This window comes from Streptomyces sp. NBC_00122, from assembly GCF_045160845.1.
Classification (GTDB): Bacteria; Actinomycetota; Actinomycetes; order Streptomycetales; family Streptomycetaceae; genus Streptomyces.
In genome coordinates this window covers 426,440-446,540 of sequence record NZ_CP108191.1, presented here as the reverse complement: position 1 = coordinate 446,540, position 20,101 = coordinate 426,440, and the positions used below count along the sequence as shown (strand labels likewise).

Below are 20,101 nucleotides of genomic sequence, written 5' to 3'. Positions count from 1 at the left end.
CGGCACATGAACGGCCAGTGGTACGACGCCGACGCGGGCCCGCTCGTCCGTCCGTACGCCATGACCGGCGGGCGGACGAAACCCGGACCCCACGGAGTCCGCTTCGACCTGATCGCGCTGGTCGTCGTGGATCCGCAGGGTACGGACGAGGCGGCCGAGTCGCTGCTCGGTCCCGAACACCGGGCGCTGCTCGGACTCTGCCGGTCCGAGACGCAGTCGGTGGCGGAGCTCGCCGCCGACGCGGACCTGCCGGTGGGGGTGGTGCGGGTGCTGCTCGGCGACCTGCTGGAGGGCGGGCACGTCAAGGTCAGCAGGCCGGTACCGCCCGCACAGCTGCCGGACGAGCGGATTCTGCGGGAAGTCATCGAGGGATTGCGAGCACTGTGATGGGACAACACGACAACGGACCCGCCCCGGCCGCGGTTCCCGGCGAGGACACCGAACTGGCCGCGCTCTCGCTGAAGATCCTGGTGGCGGGCGGCTTCGGGGTCGGCAAGACCACGCTGGTGGGCGCGGTGAGCGAGATCAGACCGCTGCGGACGGAGGAAACGCTGAGCGAGGCGGGCGAACTGGTCGACGACACCGGTGGGGTGGACCAGAAGACCACCACGACCGTGGCCATGGACTTCGGCCGGATCACCATCCGGTCCGGGCTCTCCCTGTACCTGTTCGGCACGCCGGGTCAGGACCGGTTCTGGTTCCTGTGGGACGAACTGTCGCAGGGGGCGCTGGGAGCGGTGGTGCTCGCCGACACGCGTCGGCTGGAGGACTGCTTCCCGGCGGTGGACTACTTCGAGCACCGGCGCATCCCGTTCGTGGTCGCCGTCAACTGCTTCACGGACGCGCTGCGGTACGGGGCGCACGACGTGTCGCGGGCGCTGGACCTGGATCAGGGGACGCCGGTGGTGCTGTGTGACGCGCGGGACAAGGACTCGGGGAAGGAAGTGCTGATCAGGCTGGTCGAGTACGCCGGGCGGGTGCATACCGCCCGGCTGCTGGACTCGGTGGAGCCGCAGGCCGATTCGGTGTGAACCGGACCGGCCCGCGGAGGTGGGGGCGTCGGGTGGGCGGCCCCCGTCAGTCCGCCACCCCGCCTAGGGTGGTCACCTTGTCGATGGGGACCCTGACGAGGAGTTCGGTCGCGACGGCGTTGCGGCGGCCGAAGTCCTCCGCGCGCTCCTCGCCCATGTAGCGGGCGGCGATCGTGGTCGCCCAGGCGAGCATTTCGTCCTCGTTCCCGGCGTACTCGCTGATCTGGGCCCGGCCCTGGAGCACGACGAAGGAGAACGGCGGGCGGTCGTCGTCCACGCACAGCGCGACCCGGCCGTCACGGGCCAGGTTCCGTCCCTTCACCGTGTCCTTGCCGGTGTTGAACACGAAGGAGTCGCCGTCGAGCACGAACCAGATGGGAGCGATATGGGGACTGCCGTCCTCACGGACGGTGGAGAGCTTCCCGGTGCGAGTGGAATGGGAGACGAAGGCCCGCCATTCCTCTTGAGTCATCTTCTTCGCCATGGGGACATCCTCCTTGCCGGAAAGGGGCTGGTGGGGAAGGCTTGCGGCACGACTACGCGGGGTGGGGCGCGGCCATGCCGGCCGCGTCGACGGGGAGGGGTTCGCAATGGCACTGGACAAGCAGCTCGACTGGCTGCTGGACGACCTGACGCGCAGGGTCCAGCAGGTGCGGCATGCGGTGGTGCTGTCCAACGACGGCCTGGTGACGGGCGCGAGTGCGGGGCTGGCGCGGGAGGACGCGGAGCACCTGGCGGCCGTCGCCGCCGGTCTGCAGAGCCTGGCGAAGGGGTCGGGGCGGCACTTCAGGGCCGGGGAGGTCCGGCAGACGATGGTCGAATACGACGAAGGGGTCCTCTTCGTGATGGCGGCGGGCGCGGGCAGTTGCCTGTGTGTGCTGAGCGCCTCCGAGGCGGACATCGGGCAGGTCGCGTACGAGATGACGTTGCTGGTCAACCGGGTGGGTGAGCACCTGGGCGTCGCGGAGCGGCGCATCACGGGCGGCTGAGTTATCCACAGGCCCCGCGGGGTGTCGTCGCGCTGAGTTACGGTCTTCACGCAGAGTAATCGATGCTCGTGGGGGGAGACCGTGATGATGCCGATGGAGACGACCGTGCTGCGGGACGCCGTGACCGCCGAGGCCTTGGTGGGCGGCGTGCGGGCCGCTGGGGAACTGGGGCTGAGCCGGGGCGAGTTCGCCAGAGCCGTTCAGCTGGGGATCGTGCGGGCGGCCGGGCCGCCCGCGCCCGGCGGGGCCGCGCGCTACACGCGGGCCGAGCTGGAGCGGGTCAGGTCGGCCGAGGGCCGGCCGGGCACGGAGTGGCCGGAGGCTCTGCGCGAACGGGTGGCCACCGTGGGCGGGGCGGAGGCGGCGGCGGGGGTACTGGGGGTCGGCCCGAGCCGGTTCACGCGGCTCGCGCGCTGCGGGCACGTCGCCCCGGTCGGCTACCGCGTCAACCGCTACCGGGCGGTGGTGTGGCTCTACCTGGTCGCGGAGCTACGGGAGTTCGCGGCGCGGGAGCCGGCGATACTGCGCGGGACGGCACGTGAGGCGGACCGGGAGCTGATGGCGGCCAAGGCGGACCTGCGTCCGCGGAAGTGGCGCGGGCGGCGTGTCGGGCTGCTGCTGAGACGGACCGCCGACTCCTGGGAGCGCGCCGCCGTACTGGCGTCCGTACTCCCGGAGGAAGAGCTGCGGCAGGCCGTGCCCGACCCGGCGGAGCGGGTCGTGCTGGCCGCCCTCGCCCCACCCCCACCGTACGGGCATCCGCAGGTCCCGGCGGCCGTGGCCGTGGCCTTGCGCTTGCTGAAGGCCGAGCTGCCGGAGGAGATCCACTGGTACCGCACGAGCCTGGACTTCGCGCTGACCGGGGCCCGCGGTCAGTCGAAGTCGACGGGGGAGAGGGGGCCGACGTAGACCCAGGCCCCCTCCTCGCGGGAGAAGGCGCTGTGCTCGTGCAGGGAACCCGTGTGCCCGCCCTCGCGGTAGTGCGCCCGGAACTCCACCGAGCCCTCCGTCTCGAACATCCCGCCGCGCTCGGTGGCGAGGATCTCCAGCCGCTCCCAGCACTGCCCGGGATCCAGGTCGAGCCGGGACGGCCGGGTCGAGGGGTGCCAGGAGCGCAGCAGGTAGGCGGTGTCGCCGACGGCGAAGGCACTGAACCGGGAGCGCATCAGCTTCTCGGCGGTGGGTGCCTGCTGAGCACCGGAGTGGAAGCGGCCGCAGCACTCCGGGTAGGTGGCGGGCAGACCGCAGGGGCAGGGGAGGGCCGGGGTGGGCATGGGTGTGCTCGGTTCCTCGTGGAGGGCGGGGACTTCGGGAGGTGCCTGGACTACGGGGGTTGGCTGGACTGCGGGGGGTGCCCGGACTACTGGGCCGGCGGGGCCGACCCGGCGGGCCGGGGCGGCTTGGCGGGGTACGGGCGGAAGAGGCCTTCCTGGACCACGGAGACCAGCAGCCTGCCCTCCAGGTCGTAGATACGGCCCCGGGCCAGGCCCCGGCCGCCGTGCGCGATGGGGGACTCCTGGTCGTACAGGAACCACTCGTCCGCCCGGAACGGGCGGTGGAACCACATGGCGTGATCCAGGCTCGCCATGTCGAACCCGCGCATCCCCCACAGGGGTTCTACCGGGATGCGCACGGCATCGAGGAGGGTCATGTCACTGGCATAGGTGAGGGCGCAGGTGTGCACGAGCGGGTCGTCGCCCAGCGGGCCGACCGCCCGCATCCACACCGCGCTGCGGGGATCGGCGTCCTTGAGCTCCTCGGGAGTCCAGCGGAGCCGGTTCACGTACCGGATGTCGAAGGGCTGGCGGCGGGCCATCCGCTCCAGCGTCTCGGGCAGGGCGCCCAGGTGTTCGCGGATCTCGTCCGCGACCTTCGGGAGCGTGTCCGGATGAGGAACGTGGTGAGGAGGCAGCTGGTGCTCGATGCTGCCCTCCTCCGGATGGTGGAAGGAGGCGGTGAGATTGAAGATCGTCTTGCCCTGCTGGACCGCGGTGACGCGGCGCGTGGTGAAGGACCGCCCGTCGCGCACCCGCTCCACCTGGTACACGATCGGCACCCCGGGGAGACCGGGGCGCAGGAAGTACGCGTGCAGTGAGTGGACCGGGCGGCCGCTCTCCGTGGTGCGGCCGGCGGCCACCAGCGCCTGGCCGGCGACCTGGCCGCCGAAGACGCGCTGGAGGGACTCCTGCGGGCTGGCGCCGCGGAAGATGTTGACCTCGATCTGCTCCAGATCGAGCAGGTCGACCAGTCTCTCGGCGGGGTTCGTCATCAGAGGATCTCCACTGTCGGTGGTGGGGACGGCGGGACGCCGGTGGCGGTCAGAGCGCGCCGAGCTCGCCGACCGAGGTGACCCGGATGACAGCCCGGCCCTCCTCGTCGGAGGCCGCGAGGTCGACCTCGGCGCTGATGCCCCAGCCATGGTCCCCGTTCGGGTCGGCGAAGGTCTGGCGGACCCGCCACAGGCCGTGCACCGGGTCCTCCTCGATCTGCAGCAGCTTCGGGCCGCGTGCGTCGGGACCGGTGCCCAGGTCGTCGTACTCGTCCCAGTACCCGTCCATGGCCTCGCCCCAGGCGTCCGCGTCCCAGCCGGACTCGGCGTCCAGTTCGCCCAGCACGTTGACGTGGTCGAGGGCGGCCAGCTCAACCCGGCGGAACATCGCGTTGCGGACCAGCACGCGGAAGGCGCGCCCGTTCGCGGTGACCGGCTTGACCTGGTCGGCCTTCTCCTGGGCCTGCTCCGCCGTCTCCACCTCCGGGTTCGCCAGCTGCTCCCACTCGTCGAGCAGGCTGGAGTCCACCTGGCGGACCAGCTCGCCGAGCCAGGCGATCAGGTCCTGGAGGTCCTCGGACTTGAGGTCGTCGGGGATGGTGTGGTCCAGGGCCTTGAACGCGCTGGCCAGGTAGCGCAGCACGATGCCCTCGGTGCGGGCCAGCTCGTAGAAGGAGGTGAACTCGGTGAAGGTCATCGCGCGTTCGTACATGTCGCGGATGATCGACTTCGGGGAGACGGGGTGGTCGCGCACCCACGGGTGGCTCTTGGCGTACACGTCGTAGGCGTGGAAGAGCAGCTCTTCGAGCGGCTTGGGATAGGTGACGTCCTGGAGCCTTTCCATCCGCTCCTCGTACTCGATCCCGTCGGCCTTCATCTGGCCGACCGCGATGCCGCGCTCCTTGTTCTGCTGGGCGGCCAGGATCTGGCGCGGGTCGTCCAGCGTGGACTCCACGACGGACACCATGTCCAGCGCGTAGGAAGGGGACTCCGGGTCCAGCAGGTCGAAGGAGGCGAGCGCGAAGGTGGAGAGCGGCTGGTTGAGTGCGAAGTCCTGCTGGAGGTCGACGGTGAGCCGGATGGTGCGGCCCTCCGCGTCAGGGCTGTCGAGCTTCTCGACCACACCGCCGTCCAGCAGCGAGCGGTAGATCGCGATGGCCCGGCGGATGTGCCGCAGCTGGGCCTTGCGCGGCTCGTGGTTGTCCTCCAGGAGGTGGCGCATCGCCTGGAAGGCGTCGCCCGGCCGGGCGATGACCGACAGCAGCATGATGTTGGTGACCTTGAAGCGCGAGGTCAGCGCCTCCGGATCGGCGGCGATGAGCTTCTCGAAGGTGGTGTCCGACCATGCCACGAAGCCCTCGGGAGCCTTCTTGCGCACCACCTTGCGGCGCTTCTTCGGGTCGTCGCCCGCCTTGGCGAGGGCCTTCTCGTTCTCGATGACGTGCTCGGGCGCCTGTGCGACCACGTAGCCCGCCGTGTCGAAGCCGGCCCGGCCCGCGCGGCCGGCGATCTGGTGGAACTCGCGGGCGCGCAGGGTGCGGACCCGGTTGCCGTCGTACTTGGTGAGCGCGGTGAACAGCACCGTACGGATCGGGACGTTGACGCCGACGCCGAGGGTGTCGGTACCGCAGATGACCTTCAGCAGACCGGCCTGGGCCAGCTTCTCGACCAGGCGTCGGTACTTGGGCAGCATGCCGGCGTGGTGCACGCCGATGCCGTGCCGGACGTAGCGGGACAGGTTCTGGCCGAACTTGGTGGTGAAGCGGAAGTTGCCGATCAGGTCGGCGATCTTGTCCTTCTCCTCGCGGGTGCACATGTTGATGCTCATGAGCGACTGCGCCCGCTCGACCGCCTGGGCCTGGGTGAAGTGCACGATGTAGACGGGAGCCTGCCGGGTCTCCAGCAGCTCGGTGATCGTGTCGGTGATCGGCGTGGTGACGTACTCGTACGAGAGCGGGACGGGCCGGGTCGCGGAGCGGACCACCGAGGTGGGCCGGCCGGTGCGCCGGGTCAGCTCCTCCTCGAACCGCTTCATGTCGCCGAGGGTCGCGGACATCAGGATGAACTGCGCCTGCGGCAGCTCCAGCAGCGGGATCTGCCAGGCCCACCCGCGGTCCGGCTCGGCGTAGAAGTGGAACTCGTCCATCACGACCTGGCCGATGTCGGCGTGCTTGCCGTCGCGCAGGGCGATGGAGGCCAGCACCTCGGCGGTGCAGCAGATCACCGGGGCGTCCGCGTTCACCGAGGCGTCGCCGGTCAGCATGCCGACGTTCTCGGTGCCGAAGAGCTTGCACAGGTCGAAGAACTTCTCCGACACCAGTGCCTTGATCGGGGCGGTGTAGAAGGTGACCTTGTCCTGGGCCAGGGCGGTGAAGTGCGCGCCCGCGGCGACGAGGCTCTTGCCGGAGCCGGTCGGGGTGGAAAGGATCACGTTCGCCCCGGAGACGACCTCGATCAGCGCCTCCTCCTGAGCCGGGTACAGGGTGATGCCCTGGTCCTCCGCCCACGAGGAGAAAGCCTCGAAGAGGGCGTCGGGGTCGGCGTTCGGCGGGAGCTGATCAATGAGGGTCACACCCCCCATCTTGCCTGGCTTCCCCCCGGATCAGGGAACCGGCCGACGGAGGGAAGATCACCGACGGTACGCTGTGCCGTCGATGCGGCCCGAATGAAACAGTCACCGGGCCCGACCAGCACACCACCGGGGCGGGGAACGACCATGATGGGTCCGGCGCATTCACTCTCCGGGGCGGCGGCCTGGCTGGGGGTGGGCGCGGCCACCGCGGCCGCCGGGCACCCCATGCCGTGGCCGGTCCTGGTCGTCGGGGCGCTGATCTGTGCCGGAGCCGCCCTCGCCCCCGATCTCGACCACAAGTCGGCGACGATCTCGCGCGCCTTCGGCCCGCTCTCCCGCGGACTGTGCGAGGTGGTCGACAAGATCTCCTACGCCGTCTACAAGGCCACGCGCTCGCCGAAGGACGCCCGCCGCACCGGGGGCCACCGCACCCTGACGCACACCTGGCTCTGGGCCGTCCTGATAGGCGCAGGTGCGTCCGCGCTCGCCGTGACCGCCGACCGCTGGGGCGTGCTCGCGCTGCTCTTCGTCCACCTGGTGCTCGCGGTCGAAGGCCTGCTGTGGCGGGCCGCCCGGATGTCCAGCGACATCCTCGTCTGGCTGCTCGGCGCGACCAGCGCGTGGATCCTGGCCGGTGTGCTCGACCAGCCCGGCAACGGCGCGGGCTGGCTGTTCACCGCGCCGGGGCAGGAGTACCTCTGGCTCGGCCTGCCGATCCTGCTCGGAGCCCTGGTCCACGACATCGGCGACGCCCTGACCGTCTCCGGCTGCCCGGTCCTGTGGCCGCTCCCGATAGCCGGCAAGCGCTGGTACCCGATCGGCCCGCCGAAGATGATGCGCTTCCGGGCCGGCAGCTGGGTGGAGCTCAAGGTCCTCATGCCGGTGTTCCTGCTGCTCGGCGGCTTTGGCGGCGCCTCGGCCCTCGGTTTCATCTAGGACCGGTCCCGGACGCCGAGGGGCGGCCGGACCCCCGGTGGTCCGGCCGCCCCCCGGTCGCCCCGCGCACCGGGGTCACCCGTGCCAGGACCGCCACAGCGCCGCGTACGCGCCGTCGGCGGCGACCAGCTCGTCGTGCGATCCGAGTTCGCTGATCCTGCCGCCCTCGACCACCGCGATCACATCCGCGTCGTGCGCGGTGTGCAGCCGGTGGGCGATCGCGATGACCGTACGGCCGTCCAGCACCCGGGCCAGCGAACGCTCCAGGTGCCGTGCCGCACGCGGGTCCAGCAATGAGGTCGCCTCGTCCAGCACCAGCGTGTGCGGGTCCGCCAGCACCAGCCGGGCCAGCGCGACCTGCTGCGCCTGAGCCGGGGTCAGCGCCGTGCCCCCGGAGCCGACCTCGGTGTCCAGGCCGGCCTCCAGGGCGCGTGCCCAGCCGTCCGCGTCCACCGCACCCAGCGCCGCCCACAGCTCCGTGTCCGCGGCGCCCGTCCTGGCCAGGCGCAGGTTGTCCCGCAGCGAACCCACGAACACGTGGTGCTCCTGGTTGACGAGTGCCACGTGCTCGCGCACCCGCTCCGCCTGCATCCGCGACAGCCGCGCCCCGCCGAGGGTGATCTCGCCGGTCCGCGGCGCGTAGATGCCCGCGAGCAGCCGGCCCAGCGTGGACTTGCCCGCACCCGAGGGGCCGACGAGCGCCATCCGGGTGCCCGGCGGCACGGACATCGACACCTCGTGCAGTACGTCCACGCCCTCCCGGTAGCCGAAGCGCACCTCGTCCGCCCGGACCTCCCGGCCCTCGGGCCCGACCCTCGGGTCCCCGGCGTCCGGCTCGATCTCCCGCACGCCCACCAGCCGGGCCAGCGAGACCTGGGCGATCTGCAGTTCGTCGTACCAGCGCAGGATCAGCCCGATCGGATCGACCATCATCTGGGCCAGCAGTGCACCCGTGGTCAGCTGTCCCACCGACATCCAGCCCCGCAGCACGCAGTACCCGCCGATCATCAGCACGGAGCCGAGGATCGTCACGTACGTGACGTTGACGACGGGGAACAGGACCGTCCGCAGGAACAGCGTGTACCGCTCCCACGCCGTCCACTGCTTGATCCGGCGCTCGGACAGCGCGATCCGGTCCTTCCCGAGACGGTGCGCCTCGACCGTGCGGCCCGCGTCCACCGTCTCGGTGAGCGCGGCCGCGACCGCCGCGTAGCCGGCCGCCTCCGAGCGGTACGCCGACGGCGCCCGCCGGAAGTACCAGCGGCAGCCGATCACCAGCACCGGAAGCGCCACCAGCGCGGCCAGCGCGAGCTGCGGCGCCGTCACCGCGAGCGCCCCGAAGAGCAGCCCCGCCCACACCACGCCGATGGCCAGCTGCGGCACGGCCTCGCGCATGGCGTTGGCGAGCCGGTCGATGTCGGTGGTGATCCGCGACAGCAGGTCACCGGTGCCCGCGCGCTCCAGCACACCGGGCGGCAGCCCCACGGACCGCACCAGGAAGTCCTCGCGCAGATCGGCGAGCATCTCCTCGCCGAGCATCGCCCCGCGCAGCCGGACCAGCCGGACGAAGAGCGCCTGGACGGCGAGAGCCACCGCGAACAGCAGCGCCACGCGCTCCAGATGGAGCTCCCGCGCCCCCGCCGCGAGATCGTCCACGACCCGGCCCAGCAGGTACGGGCCGACCATGGAGGCGATCACCGCGACGGCGTTGACGCCCACCAGCACCGCGAAGGCCCGCCGGTGTCGCCGGAACAGGCCGCGCACATAGCCCCGTACGGTCGCCGACGTGCCCACGGGCAGGGTCGCGGCCGACTCGGGGGCCGCCGGATCGTACTCCGGCGGTGCCACGCCGATCATGCGGATTCCTCGATCTCTGTGAGTGCTTCTTCCAGCTCGGTCAGCCCGTGGGGCGCGACCTGCTGCTCCTCTTCCGTCTCGCGCGTGACGACCGCCCGGTAGAGCGGTTCGCCGTGCAGCAGTTCGCGGTGCGTACCGACCGCCGCGACCGTGCCCTCGTGGATGAGGACGACCCGGTCGGCGCGGTCCAGCAGCAGCGGCGAGGACGCCAGGACCACGGTGGTGCGCCCGGCGCGCAGGGACGCGACCCCGTCGGCGATCCGTGCCTCGGTGTGCGAGTCGACCGCCGAGGTCGGCTCGTCCAGCACCAGCACCTCCGGGTCGGTCACCAGGGAGCGCGCCAGCGCGAGCCGCTGGCGCTGCCCGCCGGACAACGACCGGCCGCGCTCGGTGATCCGCGCGTCCATAGGATCGTCGACCCCGTCCGGCGCCGACTGCAGCAGCGCGTCCAGGACGTCCGCGCACTGGGCCGCCGCCAGGGCCGCACCGGACGGGGTCGCCCCCGAGGACGGTACGTCGAACAGCTCGCGCAGGGTCCCGGACAGCAGGACCGGATCCTTGTCCTGTACGAGGACCAGCGTGCGCGCGGTGTCCAGCGCGAGCTCGTCCAGCGCGACCCCGCCGAGGAGCGCCGAGGGTCCGGCGGCGGCATCGGCGTCCGCGTCCATCGGGTGGCCGCCGAGACGCTCCGCGAGCCGGCCCGCCAGGTCCGGGTCCCCGCACACGACGGCGGTGAACCGGCCTGCGGGGGCCAGCAGTCCGGTCTGCGGGTCGTACAGGTCCGCGCCCGGGGACGGCGCCTCGGGTGCCTCGGCGGCCGGCGGCCGCTCGGCGGCGTCGGTACGGGTCAGCGACAGCACCCGGGCAGCCCGCTTGGCCGAGGGCCGCGAGAACGAGTACGCCATGGCGATCTCCTCGAAGTGGCGCAGCGGGTACAGCAGCGTGGCCACCGCGCTGAACACCGCGACGAGTTCACCCACCGCGATGCGCCCGTCCGCCACGAGCGCGGCGCCGTACCAGACCACCGTGATCAGCAGCGTGCCCGGCAGGAGTACCTGGATCGCCGAGATCAGCGCCCACATCCGGGCACTGCGCACGGCCGCCTTGCGGACCTCCTGCGATGCCTCGCGGTAGCGGCCGAGGAAGAGCTCCTCGCCGCCGATGCCGCGCAGCACCCGCAGACCCGCGACGGTGTCGGAGGCCAGCTCGGTGGCCTTGCCCGCCTTCTCCCGCTGGATGTCGGCGCGTCGGGTGGCGCGGGGCAGCAACGGCAGCGCCGCCAGGGCGACCAGCGGCACCCCGAGCGCCACGACCACGCCCAGCTCGGGCGCGTAGAACAGCAGACCGATGCAGACGAGCACGACGGTGAACGCGGCGGCGAGGAAGCGGGAGACCGCTTCGACGAACCAGCCGATCTTCTCGACATCGCCGGTGGAGACCGCGACCACCTCGCCCGCGGCGACCCGGCGGGTCAGGGCGGAGCCCAGCTCGGCGGTCTTGCGCGCCAGCAGCTGCTGCACGCGAGCGGCGGCCGTGATCCAGTTGGTGACGGCCGTCCGGTGCAGCATGGCGTCGCCGAGCGAGATGGCGGCGCCGAGCAGCACCAGCAGCCCGCCGACGAGGAGCAGCCGGGTGGAGTCGCGGTCGACGACCGCGTCGATGCCCGTGCCCACCGCGTACGGCAGTCCGGCGATGCCGCCGAAGTGCACCAGTCCCCAGCACAGGCTCTTGAGCTGTCCGCCGAGCTGACCCCGGCCCAGCCACACCAGGAACCGGGGCCCGGAGCGGGCGTCCGGTACCCCGGGGTCCGGATACGGAAGATCGCTGATCTGCATGACGCCCCATGACTGGTCGAGTGGTCCAAACCGTGCAAGGTTCGCCTTCCTGACCGGAGCCGGGCAATCGATTTTCCGTCCCCCACGCCTCGCCGCGGGGAGGTTTACGGGCCCGCCCTACGACGTAGCGCGAGGTCAGAAAAGCGACTCAGGGGCGGGTGGCACGCTCCAGTTCGAGCAGAACCGAGTGATAGCCACGCCCGGTCGCCCGCTCCATGCCCACCTCGCACATCCGGTTCGCCGACAGGTGCGCGTCGAACGGCCGCGCCGTCACCTCGGCGGCCTCGCGTGCCGTCGCCGAGGCCGTCAGCTCGGGGTGCAGCATGCCCCGGTCACCCGCGAAGGCGCAGCACCCCGCGTCGTCCGGAACCACCACCTCGTCGGCGCACGCCTCGGCGACGGTCCGCAGCTGTCCCTCGTCACCCAAGTGCCGCATCGAACAGGTGGGATGGAGGACCGCCGAGCCGGCCGTGCGACGGATCTCCAGGTGCGGCAGGAGCTCCTCGGCCGCCCAGACCACCGAGTCGACGATGCGCAACTGCGCGTGCAGGGACCGGTTCCCCTCCGTCAGGTAGGGGACGACCTCGTGGGCGATGCCCAGGGTGCAGGAGGAGGCGTCGACGACCAGCGGCAACCGTCCGCCGGCGGTCCAGCCCCAGGCCGCCTCGACGATGCGGTTGGCCATCACCCGGTTCCCGGCGTCGTAGCCCTTGGAGTACCAGATCGTCGCGCAGCAGGTGCCGGTCACGTCACGGGGGATCCACACGGGCTTCCCGGCCCGCTCCGACACGGCCACCACGGCCTGTGGCAGGGAGGGCCCGGGCCGGTCGTCGGGACCGCCGAAGATCCGGTTGACGCAGGACGGGTAGTACACCGCCGAGGCGCCCACCCGCCGGGTGGAGGGCAGTCGCCGCGCCGCGGCTCCGGGGATCTGCGGCAGCCACCGCGGCACCAGGTCCGGTCGTACGGCCTTGCGGGCGGCCCCTGTGACAGCCTCGAGCAGGCGGTCCCCGAACCGGCTCCTCACCTGATCGGCGGTGGCCACCGCGAGCCGGGTGGCGGTCTCGACGGCACGGAACCGCCGCGCGGCCAGCTCCGCGGCCCGCTCCTCGCGGGCGCTGTGCCGGCGGTGGCGGAAATCCCTCATCAGCGCGCCGGTGTCGATGCCGACCGGGCAGGCCGGCTTGCAGGTGGAGTCGGCCGCGCAGGTGTCGACGGCGTCGTAGCCGTAGGAGTCGAGCAGCCCGTCCAGCACCGTGGAGCCGGGCTGCTGGCGGGTCATCTCGCGGCGCAGCACGATCCGCTGGCGCGGAGTGGTCGTCAGGTCCCCGCTGGGGCAGGTCGGTTCACAGAATCCGCACTCGATGCACGGGTCGGCCACCTCCTCCACCCGCGGAATGGTCTTCAGACCGCGCAGGTGCGCCTGCGGGTCGCGGTCGAGGAGGATCCGCGGGGCGAGCACCCCCTCCGGGTCGACGACTCGTTTGGTGCGCCACATCAGTTCGGTGGCCTTGGCCCCCCACTCCAGTTCCAGGAAGGGCGCCATGTTGCGCCCGGTGGAGTGCTCGGCCTTCAGCGAGCCGTCGAAGCGTTCCACGGTGAGCCGGCAGAAGGCGTCCATGAAGGCCGCGTACCGCTCGACGTCCGCCGGGTCGGCGGCGTCGAAGGCGAGCAGGAAGTGCAGGTTGCCGTGGGCGGCGTGCCCGGCGACGGCCGAGTCGAAGCCGTGCTCCGCCTGGAGTTCGAGGAGCGCCTCGCAGGCCTCGGCCAGCCGGGACGGGGGCACCGCGAAGTCCTCGGTGATCAGCGTGGTGCCGGGGGCGCGAGCTCCGCCGACGGCGGCGATGAAGGCCCTGCGAGCCGTCCAGTAGCCGCCGATGGTCCTGGGGTCCCGGGTGAAGGCGTTGGTGACCGAGGCAACCGGGGCGACGAGGTCGAGTCCGGCGAGCAGCCGCGTCGCGCGGCGCTCGTACGCGTCCCGGCCGGCCTCGTCCGGTGCGCGGAACTCCACCAGCAGGGCGGTGGTGTCCTTGGGCAGGTCAGCCCAGTCGGCGGGGACGCCCGCGACGCTGACCGAGGCCCGCAGGGTGTTGCCGTCCATCAGCTCGACGGCGAAGGCGCCGGCCTCGTTGAAGAGCGGTACGGCGGCGGCCGCGGCGGGCAGCGAGGGGAAGAACAGCAGGGCGGAGCAGAGTTCGCGGTCCAGCGGGAGGGTGTCGAAGACGACCTCGGCGATGAAGCCGAGGGTGCCCTCCGACCCGACCGTCAGCCCGCGCAGGATCTCCACGGGGGTGTTGCCGTCCAGATAGGCGTCGAGCCGGTAGCCCGTGGTGTTCTTGATCTCGTACTTGGCGCGGATCCGGGCGACCAGCGCGGGGTCGGCCTCGATCTCCGCCTTGATCCCCATCAGCCCGTGGCACAGGGCCGGCTCGGCGCGCGCCAGCTCCTCGTCGGCCAGCGGGTCCGCCGTGTCCACCACCGTGCCGCCCGGGAGCACGAGGGTGAGGGAGGAGAGCGTGCGGTACGAGTTCCTCGTGGTGCCCGCCGTCATGCCCGAGGCGTTGTTGGCGACGACTCCGCCGAGGGTGCAGGCGATGGCACTGGCCGGGTCCGGGCCGAGCACGCGGCCGTGCCGGGCGAGGGCGGCATTGGCCCGGAAGACGGTGGTGCCGGGCCGGATCCGGGCCAGCCGGCCTCCGTCCAGCACCTCGATGCCGGCCCAGTGGCGGCGTACGTCGACGAGGATGTCCTCGCCCTGGGCCTGCCCGTTGAGCGAGGTGCCCGCGGCACGGAAGACGACCTCGCGCCCGCGGCCGTGGGCGTACGAGAGGACCGCGGAGATGTCGTCGATGTCCTCGGCGATCACCACGACCTGGGGGACGAAGCGGTAGGGGGAGGCGTCGGAGGCGTAGCGGACCAGGTCGGAGATCTTCCACAGCACCTTCTCGGGGCCGAGCAGCTCGGCCAGCTCGGTGCGCAGCGGTTCCGGGGTGCCGGCGGCCCGGTGCCCGGGCACCCGGTCGGGGGCGGGGCCGCTGATGCTGCGCGGGCGCAGCGCCCCGGGCCTCGGTTCCAGCAGCGGCATGTGGGACCCCTCGCCTCATCGCGGCCCACGCGTGGCCCCGTCAGCAGCGGCGCTCCGCCGGGGCGTCCGACAGGGCGTTCAGCAGTCCGCCGAGCACCTCGCGCTGTTCGGCGGTCAATGGGGCCAGGATCTCCTCTGCCGCGTCGGTCCGCGCGTTGCGCAGACGGCGCAGCGTGGCGCGGCCGGTGTCGGTGAGCTCGATCCGTATGACGCGGCGGTTCGCGGGGTCGGGCGCGCGGCGCACGCATTCGGCCGCCTCCAGGCCGTCCACGAGGGTGGTCACGGCGCGCGGGACGACCTCCAGGCGGGCGGCGAGATCCGCCATTCGTGGTGCCTGGCCGTCCTCGTAGTGCGAGACGAGGCGCAGCAGCCGACCCTGGGCGGGAGTGATCCCGAGCGGTTCCATGTGGCGCTTCTGGATCCGGTGGAGCCTGCGCGTCAGGCGCAGCAGCTGTTCGGCGAGGAGGCGATCGGTGTCGGAGGCGGAGCTCATGCCGGGAACGATATCAGGACCCCATTCATTGTGAGTATAGGTAACAATGACCTATGCTCCAATGGCCTCGACCTCCGACCCCCCGAGAGGGTGCCCATGCGCGACGAACCGAACTGGACCCCATCGAAAGTCCCCCTCGACCCCGACCGGCCCGCCCCGGCGGAGCAGCCGCGCGAGCTGCGCCGCATCATGGGCCTCTTCCGGCCCTACCGCGGCCGCCTCGCCGTAGTCGGCCTGCTGGTCGCCGCCTCCTCGCTGGTCGGCGTCGCCTCGCCGTTCCTCCTGAAGGAGATCCTGGACGTCGCGATCCCCGAGGGCCGTACCGGGCTGCTCAGCCTGCTCGCCCTCGGCATGATCCTCACGGCGGTCGTCACCAGCGTCTTCGGCGTGCTCCAGACCCTGATCTCCACCACGGTCGGCCAGCGCGTCATGCACGACCTGCGGACCGCCGTCTACGCCCAGCTCCAGCGGATGCCGCTGGCCTTCTTCACCCGGACCCGCACCGGTGAGGTGCAGTCCCGCATAGCCAACGACATCGGCGGCATGCAGGCCACCGTCACCTCCACCGCGACCTCACTCGTCTCCAACCTGACGGCCGTCATCGCCTCCGTCGTCGCCATGCTCGCGCTCGACTGGCGGCTCACCCTGGTGTCGCTGCTCCTGCTCCCCGTCTTCGTGTGGATCAGCCGACGGGTCGGCCGCGAGCGGAAGAAGATCACCACGCAGCGGCAGAAGCAGATGGCCGCCATGGCCGCGACCGTGACCGAGTCGCTGTCGGTGAGCGGCATCCTGCTGGGCCGCACGATGGGCCGCTCCGGGTCCCTCACGTCCGCGTTCTCGGAGGAGTCCGAGAAGCTCGTCGGCCTCGAGGTGCGCTCCAGCATGGCCGGACGCTGGCGGATGTCCACCATCGGCATCGTCATGGCGGCCATGCCCGCGCTCATCTACTGGGCCGCCGGCATAGCCCTCCAGACGGGCGCCCCCTCGCTCTCCGTCGGCACCCTCGTCGCCTTCGTCACCCTCCAGCAGGGCTTGTTCCGGCCCGCCGTGAGCCTGCTGTCGACCGGTGTGCAGATCCAGACCTCGCTCGCCCTCTTCGCCCGCATCTTCGAGTACCTCGACCTGCCGGTGGACATCACCGAGCGCGAGGACGCGGTGCGCCTGGAGCGGGCCAAGGGCGAGATCCGCCTGGAGGACGTGCACTTCGCGTACGACGCCCGGAGCGGCCCGACCCTCACGGGAATCGACATCACCGTCCCGGCCGGCGGCTCCCTCGCCGTGGTCGGCCCGACCGGCTCCGGCAAGAGCACGCTCAGCTACCTGGTGCCCCGGCTCTACGACGTCACCGGCGGACGGGTCGCCCTCGACGGGGTGGACGTGCGCGACCTCGACTTCGACTCGCTGGCCCGCTCCATAGGCGTGGTCTCCCAGGAGACGTACCTCTTCCACGCCTCGGTCGCGGACAACCTGCGCTTCGCCAAGCCGGACGCGACGGACGAGGAGATCACCGAAGCGGCCCGCGCGGCCCAGATCCACGACCACATCGAGTCCCTGCCCGACGGGTACCAGACCCTGGTCGGCGAGCGCGGCTACCGGTTCTCCGGCGGCGAGAAGCAGCGCCTCGCCATCGCCCGCACCATCCTGCGGGACCCGCCGGTGCTGATCCTCGACGAGGCCACCAGCGCCCTCGACACGCGCACCGAGCACGCCGTCCAGCGGGCCATCGACAACCTCTCCCAGGGCCGTACCACCATCACCATCGCGCACCGCCTCTCCACCGTCCGCGACGCCGACCAGATCGTGGTCCTGGACGCGGGCCGGATAGCCGAGCGCGGTACCCACGAGGAACTGCTGAAGGCCGACGGCCGGTACGCGGCCCTGGTCCGCCGCGACCGGGACGCGGCGCAGCCGCCGCCGACGGCGGTGCAGGACGCCGAGCTCGCTCCGGTGAATGTGTGACCGTACGACCGGCGCGCCGAGTGGTTGTCGGAAATAGGTTGATGTGCGGGTTAGCTTTCCCGCATGCGTCATGAGTACCGGCCGCCACGGCGTCGTTCCCGGCTCACCCGCCGGGGCCGGCTGGCGCTGCTCTTCCTCGGCACGCTGGTCGCGATCGGGGCGGCAGTCCTGATCCCGCTGCTGCAGGGCGGTGAAGAGCCGGAGAAGCCACGTCAGTTGGTGATCCCCGAGGGATGGCGGGCACCACAGGTGTACGCGGCGATCGACCGCGCACTGGGGCTCCCGGCCGGTTCGGCCAAGGCGGCCGTGCCCACCGCCGGCCTGGCCCTGCCCGCCGAGGCGAAGGGGAACCCCGAGGGCTACCTCTTCCCGGCCACCTACCCGGTGACCTCGAAGACCACCCCGGGCGGGCTCCTCGCGTACATGGTGCAGACGACGAACCGGAACCTCGCCACCCAGGCCGTCGCGGACGGCGGCAAGGCCCACGGGATGACCCCGTACCAGACGGCCACCCTGGCCAGCATCATCGAAGCGGAAGCCGACGGCCCCGCCGACATGGGCAAGGTCGCCCGGGTGGTGCACAACCGGCTGGCGAAGTCGATGCCGCTCCAGATGGATTCCACCATCAACTACGCGCTGAACCGCAGCACGGTGGACACCAGGCTGAGCGACACCCGGATCGACAGCCCCTTCAACACCTACGAGCGCCAGGGGCTCCCGCCCACCCCGATCGACAGCCCCGGCCTGCACGCCATGGCGGCAGCGGTCGCACCGACGTCCGGCAAATGGCTCTACTTCGTCACCGTCAAACCGGGCGACACCCGCTTCTCGGTGACCTACGACGAACACCGCAAACACGTGGCCGACTTCAACCGGCTCCGGGGCCAGGCGGGTTCCCGCGCAGGCCAGGGGGCTGCCACCGGGAAATGAGGCGCGGTCGACCCCGTGACGGTTCTACGATCGGCGGCCTGCCGAGTGCGTGGACCCAGGGGGCGAACCGTGAAATGGCCATGGAGAGCGAAAACGAAGGCTGAAGCGAGCGCGGAAACGAGCGCGGAAACGACGGGCGAGCTCGCGTTCGACGCGGAGTCGATCGGAAAGCGCATTCAGCAGCGCATGGACGCTGCCGCGGAGGCCGCCGCGGCAGCCGAGCGGGCGGGACACCAGCGCATGGTCGAACGGTGGGGTCGCAGCGCGGTCGAGTGGCAGGGCTGGCTGGCGCGTTCCCCCGTCGGAGTGGACCTGATCCACTGGTGGTTCGACGAGGTCGAACTGACCGCCCTGGTCGGCGAGGAACGGTACGTGGAACGGCTGGGGGAACTGCTCTCGCAGGCCGCGGCGCGCGACATCGCGGCGATGGGGCTCGGCTGCACCCGGCGTGTCGACCGGGCCTGCCGCTTCGCCGAGATCTGCAGTCAGGATCCCGTCGTACCGCCGGGCGAAAAGCTCGCGAGCTATCGGTACGGAGGGATACCCGGGGCGTGCAGCAGCTTCATCGACTGCTGGTCCAAGCGGGAGATCGACGTGACCTTCGCCGACGGCGACAACCACCGGTCGGTGCTCCTGTTCCGCGACCACCCGGCCGAAGCGCGGCTCTGGGTGGACGGCGTCCGCGTGGGGGAGGGCCAGTGGCTGGACAAGGGCGGTTTCTGGGTGGACGAGCGCTTCTTCACGATCCGGATAGAGGGCCCGAAGGATCACCCCGAGCAGGGGCTCGGCCCCATGGGCTCCCAGCTGTACAACATCGTCTCGCTCCTGATCCACGACGCGGAGCGGGGCACCACGCGCATCCTCGTCCCAGAGGACACCGAGAACTGGACCGATCCCGTTCTGGCCGTGCGCGACGGGATGGGCTGGGTGTACCCGACCCGGGAGGACCGCGCGGCCGGCGGCGCCCCGGACCGGATCTTCCCCATCGACGAACAGGAGGCCGACTGAGACTGAGGGTCCCGCAGCGGGCTCAGCCCACGGGGGCTGCGACCGGCTCGCCCGCCCGCTCGCCGTCCAGGAGGCGGCGGATCTCGCGGACCGCGGCTCCGCCCGCCCGGTTGGCGCCGATCGTCGATGCCGACGGGCCGTAGCCGACCAGGTGGACCCGCTCGTCGCGCACCGCCCGGGTCCCGTCGATCCGGATGCCGCCGCCCGGTTCGCGCAGCCGGAGCGGCGCCAGGTGGTCGACGGCCGCGCGGAAGCCGGTGGCCCACAGGATGACGTCCGCGTCCACGTGACTGCCGTCCGCCCAGGTCGCACCGGTGGCGGTGATCCGGTCGAACATGGGTCGGCGGTCGAGCACTCCCGACGCCAGCCCGGCCCGGACGGCCTCGTTCAGCGGGAGCCCGGTCACGCTCACCACGCTGTGCGGCGGCAGTCCCCGGCGGACCCGCTCGTCCACCAGAGCCACCGCCGCCCGGCCCTCGGCCTCGCCGAAGCTCCCGTCGCGGAAGACCGGGGGCCGCCGTGTCACCCAGGTGGTCTCCGCGGCCACCTCGGAGATCTCCAGCAGGTGCTGCACCGCCGAGGTGCCGCCGCCCGCCACGATCACCCGGGCCCCGGCGAACTCGCGGGGCCCCGGGTAGTTCGCCGTGTGCAGTTGGCGGCCCCGGAAGGTCTCCTGGCCGGGGTAGCGCGGCCAGAACGGCCGGTCCCAGGTCCCGGTGGCGTTGATCAGGGCCCGGGCCGACCAGTCCCCGGCCGAGGTCTCCACGCGCAGCCGTCCGGCGTCCCCCTCGCGTACGGCCGACACGTCCACGGGGCGCCGTACGCGCAGGCCGAAGTGTTCCTCGTAGGCGGCGAAGTACTCCCCGATCACCTGGGACGACGGGCGCAGCGGGTCGGCGCCCGTCAGCTCCATGCCGGGCAGGGCGTGCATCCCGTGGACCCTGCCGTAGGTGAGCGAGGGCCAGCGGAACTGCCAGGCCCCGCCCGGTCGGGGCGCGTGGTCCAGGACCACGTGGTCGATCCCCGCCCGCGTCAGGTGGTACGCGCTGGACAGGCCGGCCTGTCCAGCGCCGATGACCGCCACGTCCACGTTCCACGTCACATTGTTCACGGTTCTACCAACTCGCGACGGCTGCG

17 protein-coding genes are annotated in these 20,101 nt (G+C 71.9%); 8 read left to right on the top strand and 9 right to left on the bottom strand.

Annotation, left to right across the window (positions count from 1 at the left end):
- Positions 1–6: 6 nt before the first annotated feature.
- The gene (locus tag OG737_RS02080) at positions 7–387 is read left to right on the top strand and encodes a DUF742 domain-containing protein (RefSeq protein ID WP_328924407.1); all 381 of its coding nucleotides are present in this window, start codon (positions 7–9) and stop codon (positions 385–387) included.
- Positions 387–1,031, top strand: a complete 645-nt coding sequence (locus tag OG737_RS02075) for an ATP/GTP-binding protein (RefSeq protein WP_328924406.1) — start codon at positions 387–389, stop codon at positions 1,029–1,031. Before OG737_RS02080 ends, OG737_RS02075 begins: the two co-directional genes overlap by 1 nt.
- Before the next feature lie 46 nt (positions 1,032–1,077).
- On the opposite strand, the gene OG737_RS02070 is transcribed toward OG737_RS02075, so the two are convergent.
- Positions 1,078–1,515: a PPOX class F420-dependent oxidoreductase gene (locus OG737_RS02070; RefSeq protein ID WP_328924405.1), complete on the bottom strand. Its 438-nt coding sequence runs from the start codon at positions 1,513–1,515 to the stop codon at positions 1,078–1,080.
- Between the two features lie 106 nt (positions 1,516–1,621).
- On the opposite strand from OG737_RS02070, the gene OG737_RS02065 reads away from it, so the two are divergent.
- Together OG737_RS02065 and OG737_RS02060 are read left to right on the top strand one after the other, a co-directional pair.
- Complete coding sequence (locus OG737_RS02065; RefSeq protein ID WP_328924404.1) at positions 1,622–2,020, top strand: roadblock/LC7 domain-containing protein; 399 nt, start codon at positions 1,622–1,624, stop codon at positions 2,018–2,020.
- 93 nt (positions 2,021–2,113) lie between these two features.
- Complete coding sequence (locus OG737_RS02060) at positions 2,114–2,929, top strand: DUF6397 family protein (protein WP_405921124.1); 816 nt, start codon at positions 2,114–2,116, stop codon at positions 2,927–2,929.
- Here the strand turns inward: OG737_RS02060 and OG737_RS02055 are convergent.
- From OG737_RS02055 to OG737_RS02045, 3 genes are all read right to left on the bottom strand, one after another.
- Positions 2,893–3,294, bottom strand: a complete 402-nt coding sequence (locus OG737_RS02055; protein ID WP_328924402.1) for a YchJ family metal-binding protein — start codon at positions 3,292–3,294, stop codon at positions 2,893–2,895. The two genes, OG737_RS02060 and OG737_RS02055, sit on opposite strands and share 37 nt — an antisense overlap.
- An 86-nt stretch (positions 3,295–3,380) precedes the next feature.
- Positions 3,381–4,289, bottom strand: coding sequence for an acyl-CoA thioesterase II (locus OG737_RS02050; protein ID WP_328924401.1), 909 nt, complete (start codon positions 4,287–4,289; stop codon positions 3,381–3,383).
- A gap of 49 nt (positions 4,290–4,338) precedes the next feature.
- The gene (locus OG737_RS02045) at positions 4,339–6,861 is read right to left on the bottom strand and encodes a DUF3516 domain-containing protein (protein ID WP_328924400.1); all 2,523 of its coding nucleotides are present in this window, start codon (positions 6,859–6,861) and stop codon (positions 4,339–4,341) included.
- 144 nt (positions 6,862–7,005) lie between these two features.
- Here OG737_RS02045 and OG737_RS02040 point away from each other — a divergent pair, with 144 nt between their 5' ends.
- Entirely contained in the window at positions 7,006–7,797 is a 792-nt protein-coding gene (locus OG737_RS02040) for a metal-dependent hydrolase (protein WP_328924399.1), read from the top strand.
- Positions 7,798–7,872: 75 nt separating this feature from the next.
- Here the strand turns inward: OG737_RS02040 and OG737_RS02035 are convergent, their stop codons facing one another.
- From OG737_RS02035 to OG737_RS02020, 4 genes are all read right to left on the bottom strand, one after another.
- The gene (locus tag OG737_RS02035) at positions 7,873–9,654 is read right to left on the bottom strand and encodes an ABC transporter ATP-binding protein (RefSeq protein ID WP_328924398.1); all 1,782 of its coding nucleotides are present in this window, start codon (positions 9,652–9,654) and stop codon (positions 7,873–7,875) included.
- Entirely contained in the window at positions 9,651–11,489 is a 1,839-nt protein-coding gene (locus tag OG737_RS02030) for an ABC transporter ATP-binding protein (protein ID WP_328924397.1), read from the bottom strand. The genes OG737_RS02035 and OG737_RS02030 overlap by 4 nt, the downstream gene beginning before the upstream one ends.
- A 148-nt stretch (positions 11,490–11,637) precedes the next feature.
- Positions 11,638–14,574: an FAD-binding and (Fe-S)-binding domain-containing protein gene (locus tag OG737_RS02025; protein WP_328924396.1), complete on the bottom strand. Its 2,937-nt coding sequence runs from the start codon at positions 14,572–14,574 to the stop codon at positions 11,638–11,640.
- A gap of 40 nt (positions 14,575–14,614) precedes the next feature.
- Positions 14,615–15,067: a MarR family transcriptional regulator gene (locus OG737_RS02020; RefSeq protein WP_328924395.1), complete on the bottom strand. Its 453-nt coding sequence runs from the start codon at positions 15,065–15,067 to the stop codon at positions 14,615–14,617.
- A 96-nt stretch (positions 15,068–15,163) separates the two neighbouring features.
- On the opposite strand from OG737_RS02020, the gene OG737_RS02015 reads away from it, so the two are divergent.
- The 3 genes from OG737_RS02015 to OG737_RS02005 all read left to right on the top strand — a co-directional run bounded on the left by OG737_RS02015 (position 15,164) and on the right by OG737_RS02005 (position 18,964).
- Positions 15,164–17,026: an ABC transporter ATP-binding protein gene (locus tag OG737_RS02015; RefSeq protein WP_328924394.1), complete on the top strand. Its 1,863-nt coding sequence runs from the start codon at positions 15,164–15,166 to the stop codon at positions 17,024–17,026.
- 63 nt (positions 17,027–17,089) lie between these two features.
- Positions 17,090–17,956 carry an endolytic transglycosylase MltG gene (mltG, locus tag OG737_RS02010; RefSeq protein WP_328924393.1) on the top strand — a complete coding sequence of 289 codons (867 nt, stop codon included), beginning with the start codon at positions 17,090–17,092 and terminating at the stop codon, positions 17,954–17,956.
- Between the two features lie 186 nt (positions 17,957–18,142).
- Positions 18,143–18,964 carry a hypothetical protein gene (locus OG737_RS02005; RefSeq protein WP_328924392.1) on the top strand — a complete coding sequence of 274 codons (822 nt, stop codon included), beginning with the start codon at positions 18,143–18,145 and terminating at the stop codon, positions 18,962–18,964.
- A 22-nt stretch (positions 18,965–18,986) separates the two neighbouring features.
- Here OG737_RS02005 and OG737_RS02000 read toward each other — a convergent pair whose 3' ends face one another.
- The gene (locus tag OG737_RS02000) at positions 18,987–20,075 is read right to left on the bottom strand and encodes an FAD-dependent oxidoreductase (protein WP_328924391.1); all 1,089 of its coding nucleotides are present in this window, start codon (positions 20,073–20,075) and stop codon (positions 18,987–18,989) included.
- Positions 20,076–20,101: the final 26 nt, after the last annotated feature.

What these genes read in the sequence shown, in the direction of transcription:
- OG737_RS02080 (WP_328924407.1), top strand. Translation starts at nt 7, where the DNA reads ATGAACGGCCAGTGGTACGACGCCGACGCGGGCCCGCTCGTCCGTCCG.
- OG737_RS02075 (WP_328924406.1), top strand. Translation starts at nt 387, where the DNA reads ATGGGACAACACGACAACGGACCCGCCCCGGCCGCGGTTCCCGGCGAG.
- OG737_RS02070 (WP_328924405.1), bottom strand. Translation starts at nt 1,515, where the DNA reads ATGGCGAAGAAGATGACTCAAGAGGAATGGCGGGCCTTCGTCTCCCAT.
- OG737_RS02065 (WP_328924404.1), top strand. Translation starts at nt 1,622, where the DNA reads ATGGCACTGGACAAGCAGCTCGACTGGCTGCTGGACGACCTGACGCGC.
- OG737_RS02060 (WP_405921124.1), top strand. Translation starts at nt 2,114, where the DNA reads ATGGAGACGACCGTGCTGCGGGACGCCGTGACCGCCGAGGCCTTGGTG.
- OG737_RS02055 (WP_328924402.1), bottom strand. Translation starts at nt 3,294, where the DNA reads ATGCCCACCCCGGCCCTCCCCTGCCCCTGCGGTCTGCCCGCCACCTAC.
- OG737_RS02050 (WP_328924401.1), bottom strand. Translation starts at nt 4,289, where the DNA reads ATGACGAACCCCGCCGAGAGACTGGTCGACCTGCTCGATCTGGAGCAG.
- OG737_RS02040 (WP_328924399.1), top strand. Translation starts at nt 7,006, where the DNA reads ATGATGGGTCCGGCGCATTCACTCTCCGGGGCGGCGGCCTGGCTGGGG.
- OG737_RS02035 (WP_328924398.1), bottom strand. Translation starts at nt 9,654, where the DNA reads ATGATCGGCGTGGCACCGCCGGAGTACGATCCGGCGGCCCCCGAGTCG.
- OG737_RS02030 (WP_328924397.1), bottom strand. Translation starts at nt 11,489, where the DNA reads ATGCAGATCAGCGATCTTCCGTATCCGGACCCCGGGGTACCGGACGCC.
- OG737_RS02025 (WP_328924396.1), bottom strand. Translation starts at nt 14,574, where the DNA reads ATGCCGCTGCTGGAACCGAGGCCCGGGGCGCTGCGCCCGCGCAGCATC.
- OG737_RS02020 (WP_328924395.1), bottom strand. Translation starts at nt 15,067, where the DNA reads ATGAGCTCCGCCTCCGACACCGATCGCCTCCTCGCCGAACAGCTGCTG.
- OG737_RS02015 (WP_328924394.1), top strand. Translation starts at nt 15,164, where the DNA reads ATGCGCGACGAACCGAACTGGACCCCATCGAAAGTCCCCCTCGACCCC.
- mltG (WP_328924393.1), top strand. Translation starts at nt 17,090, where the DNA reads ATGCGTCATGAGTACCGGCCGCCACGGCGTCGTTCCCGGCTCACCCGC.
- OG737_RS02005 (WP_328924392.1), top strand. Translation starts at nt 18,143, where the DNA reads ATGGACGCTGCCGCGGAGGCCGCCGCGGCAGCCGAGCGGGCGGGACAC.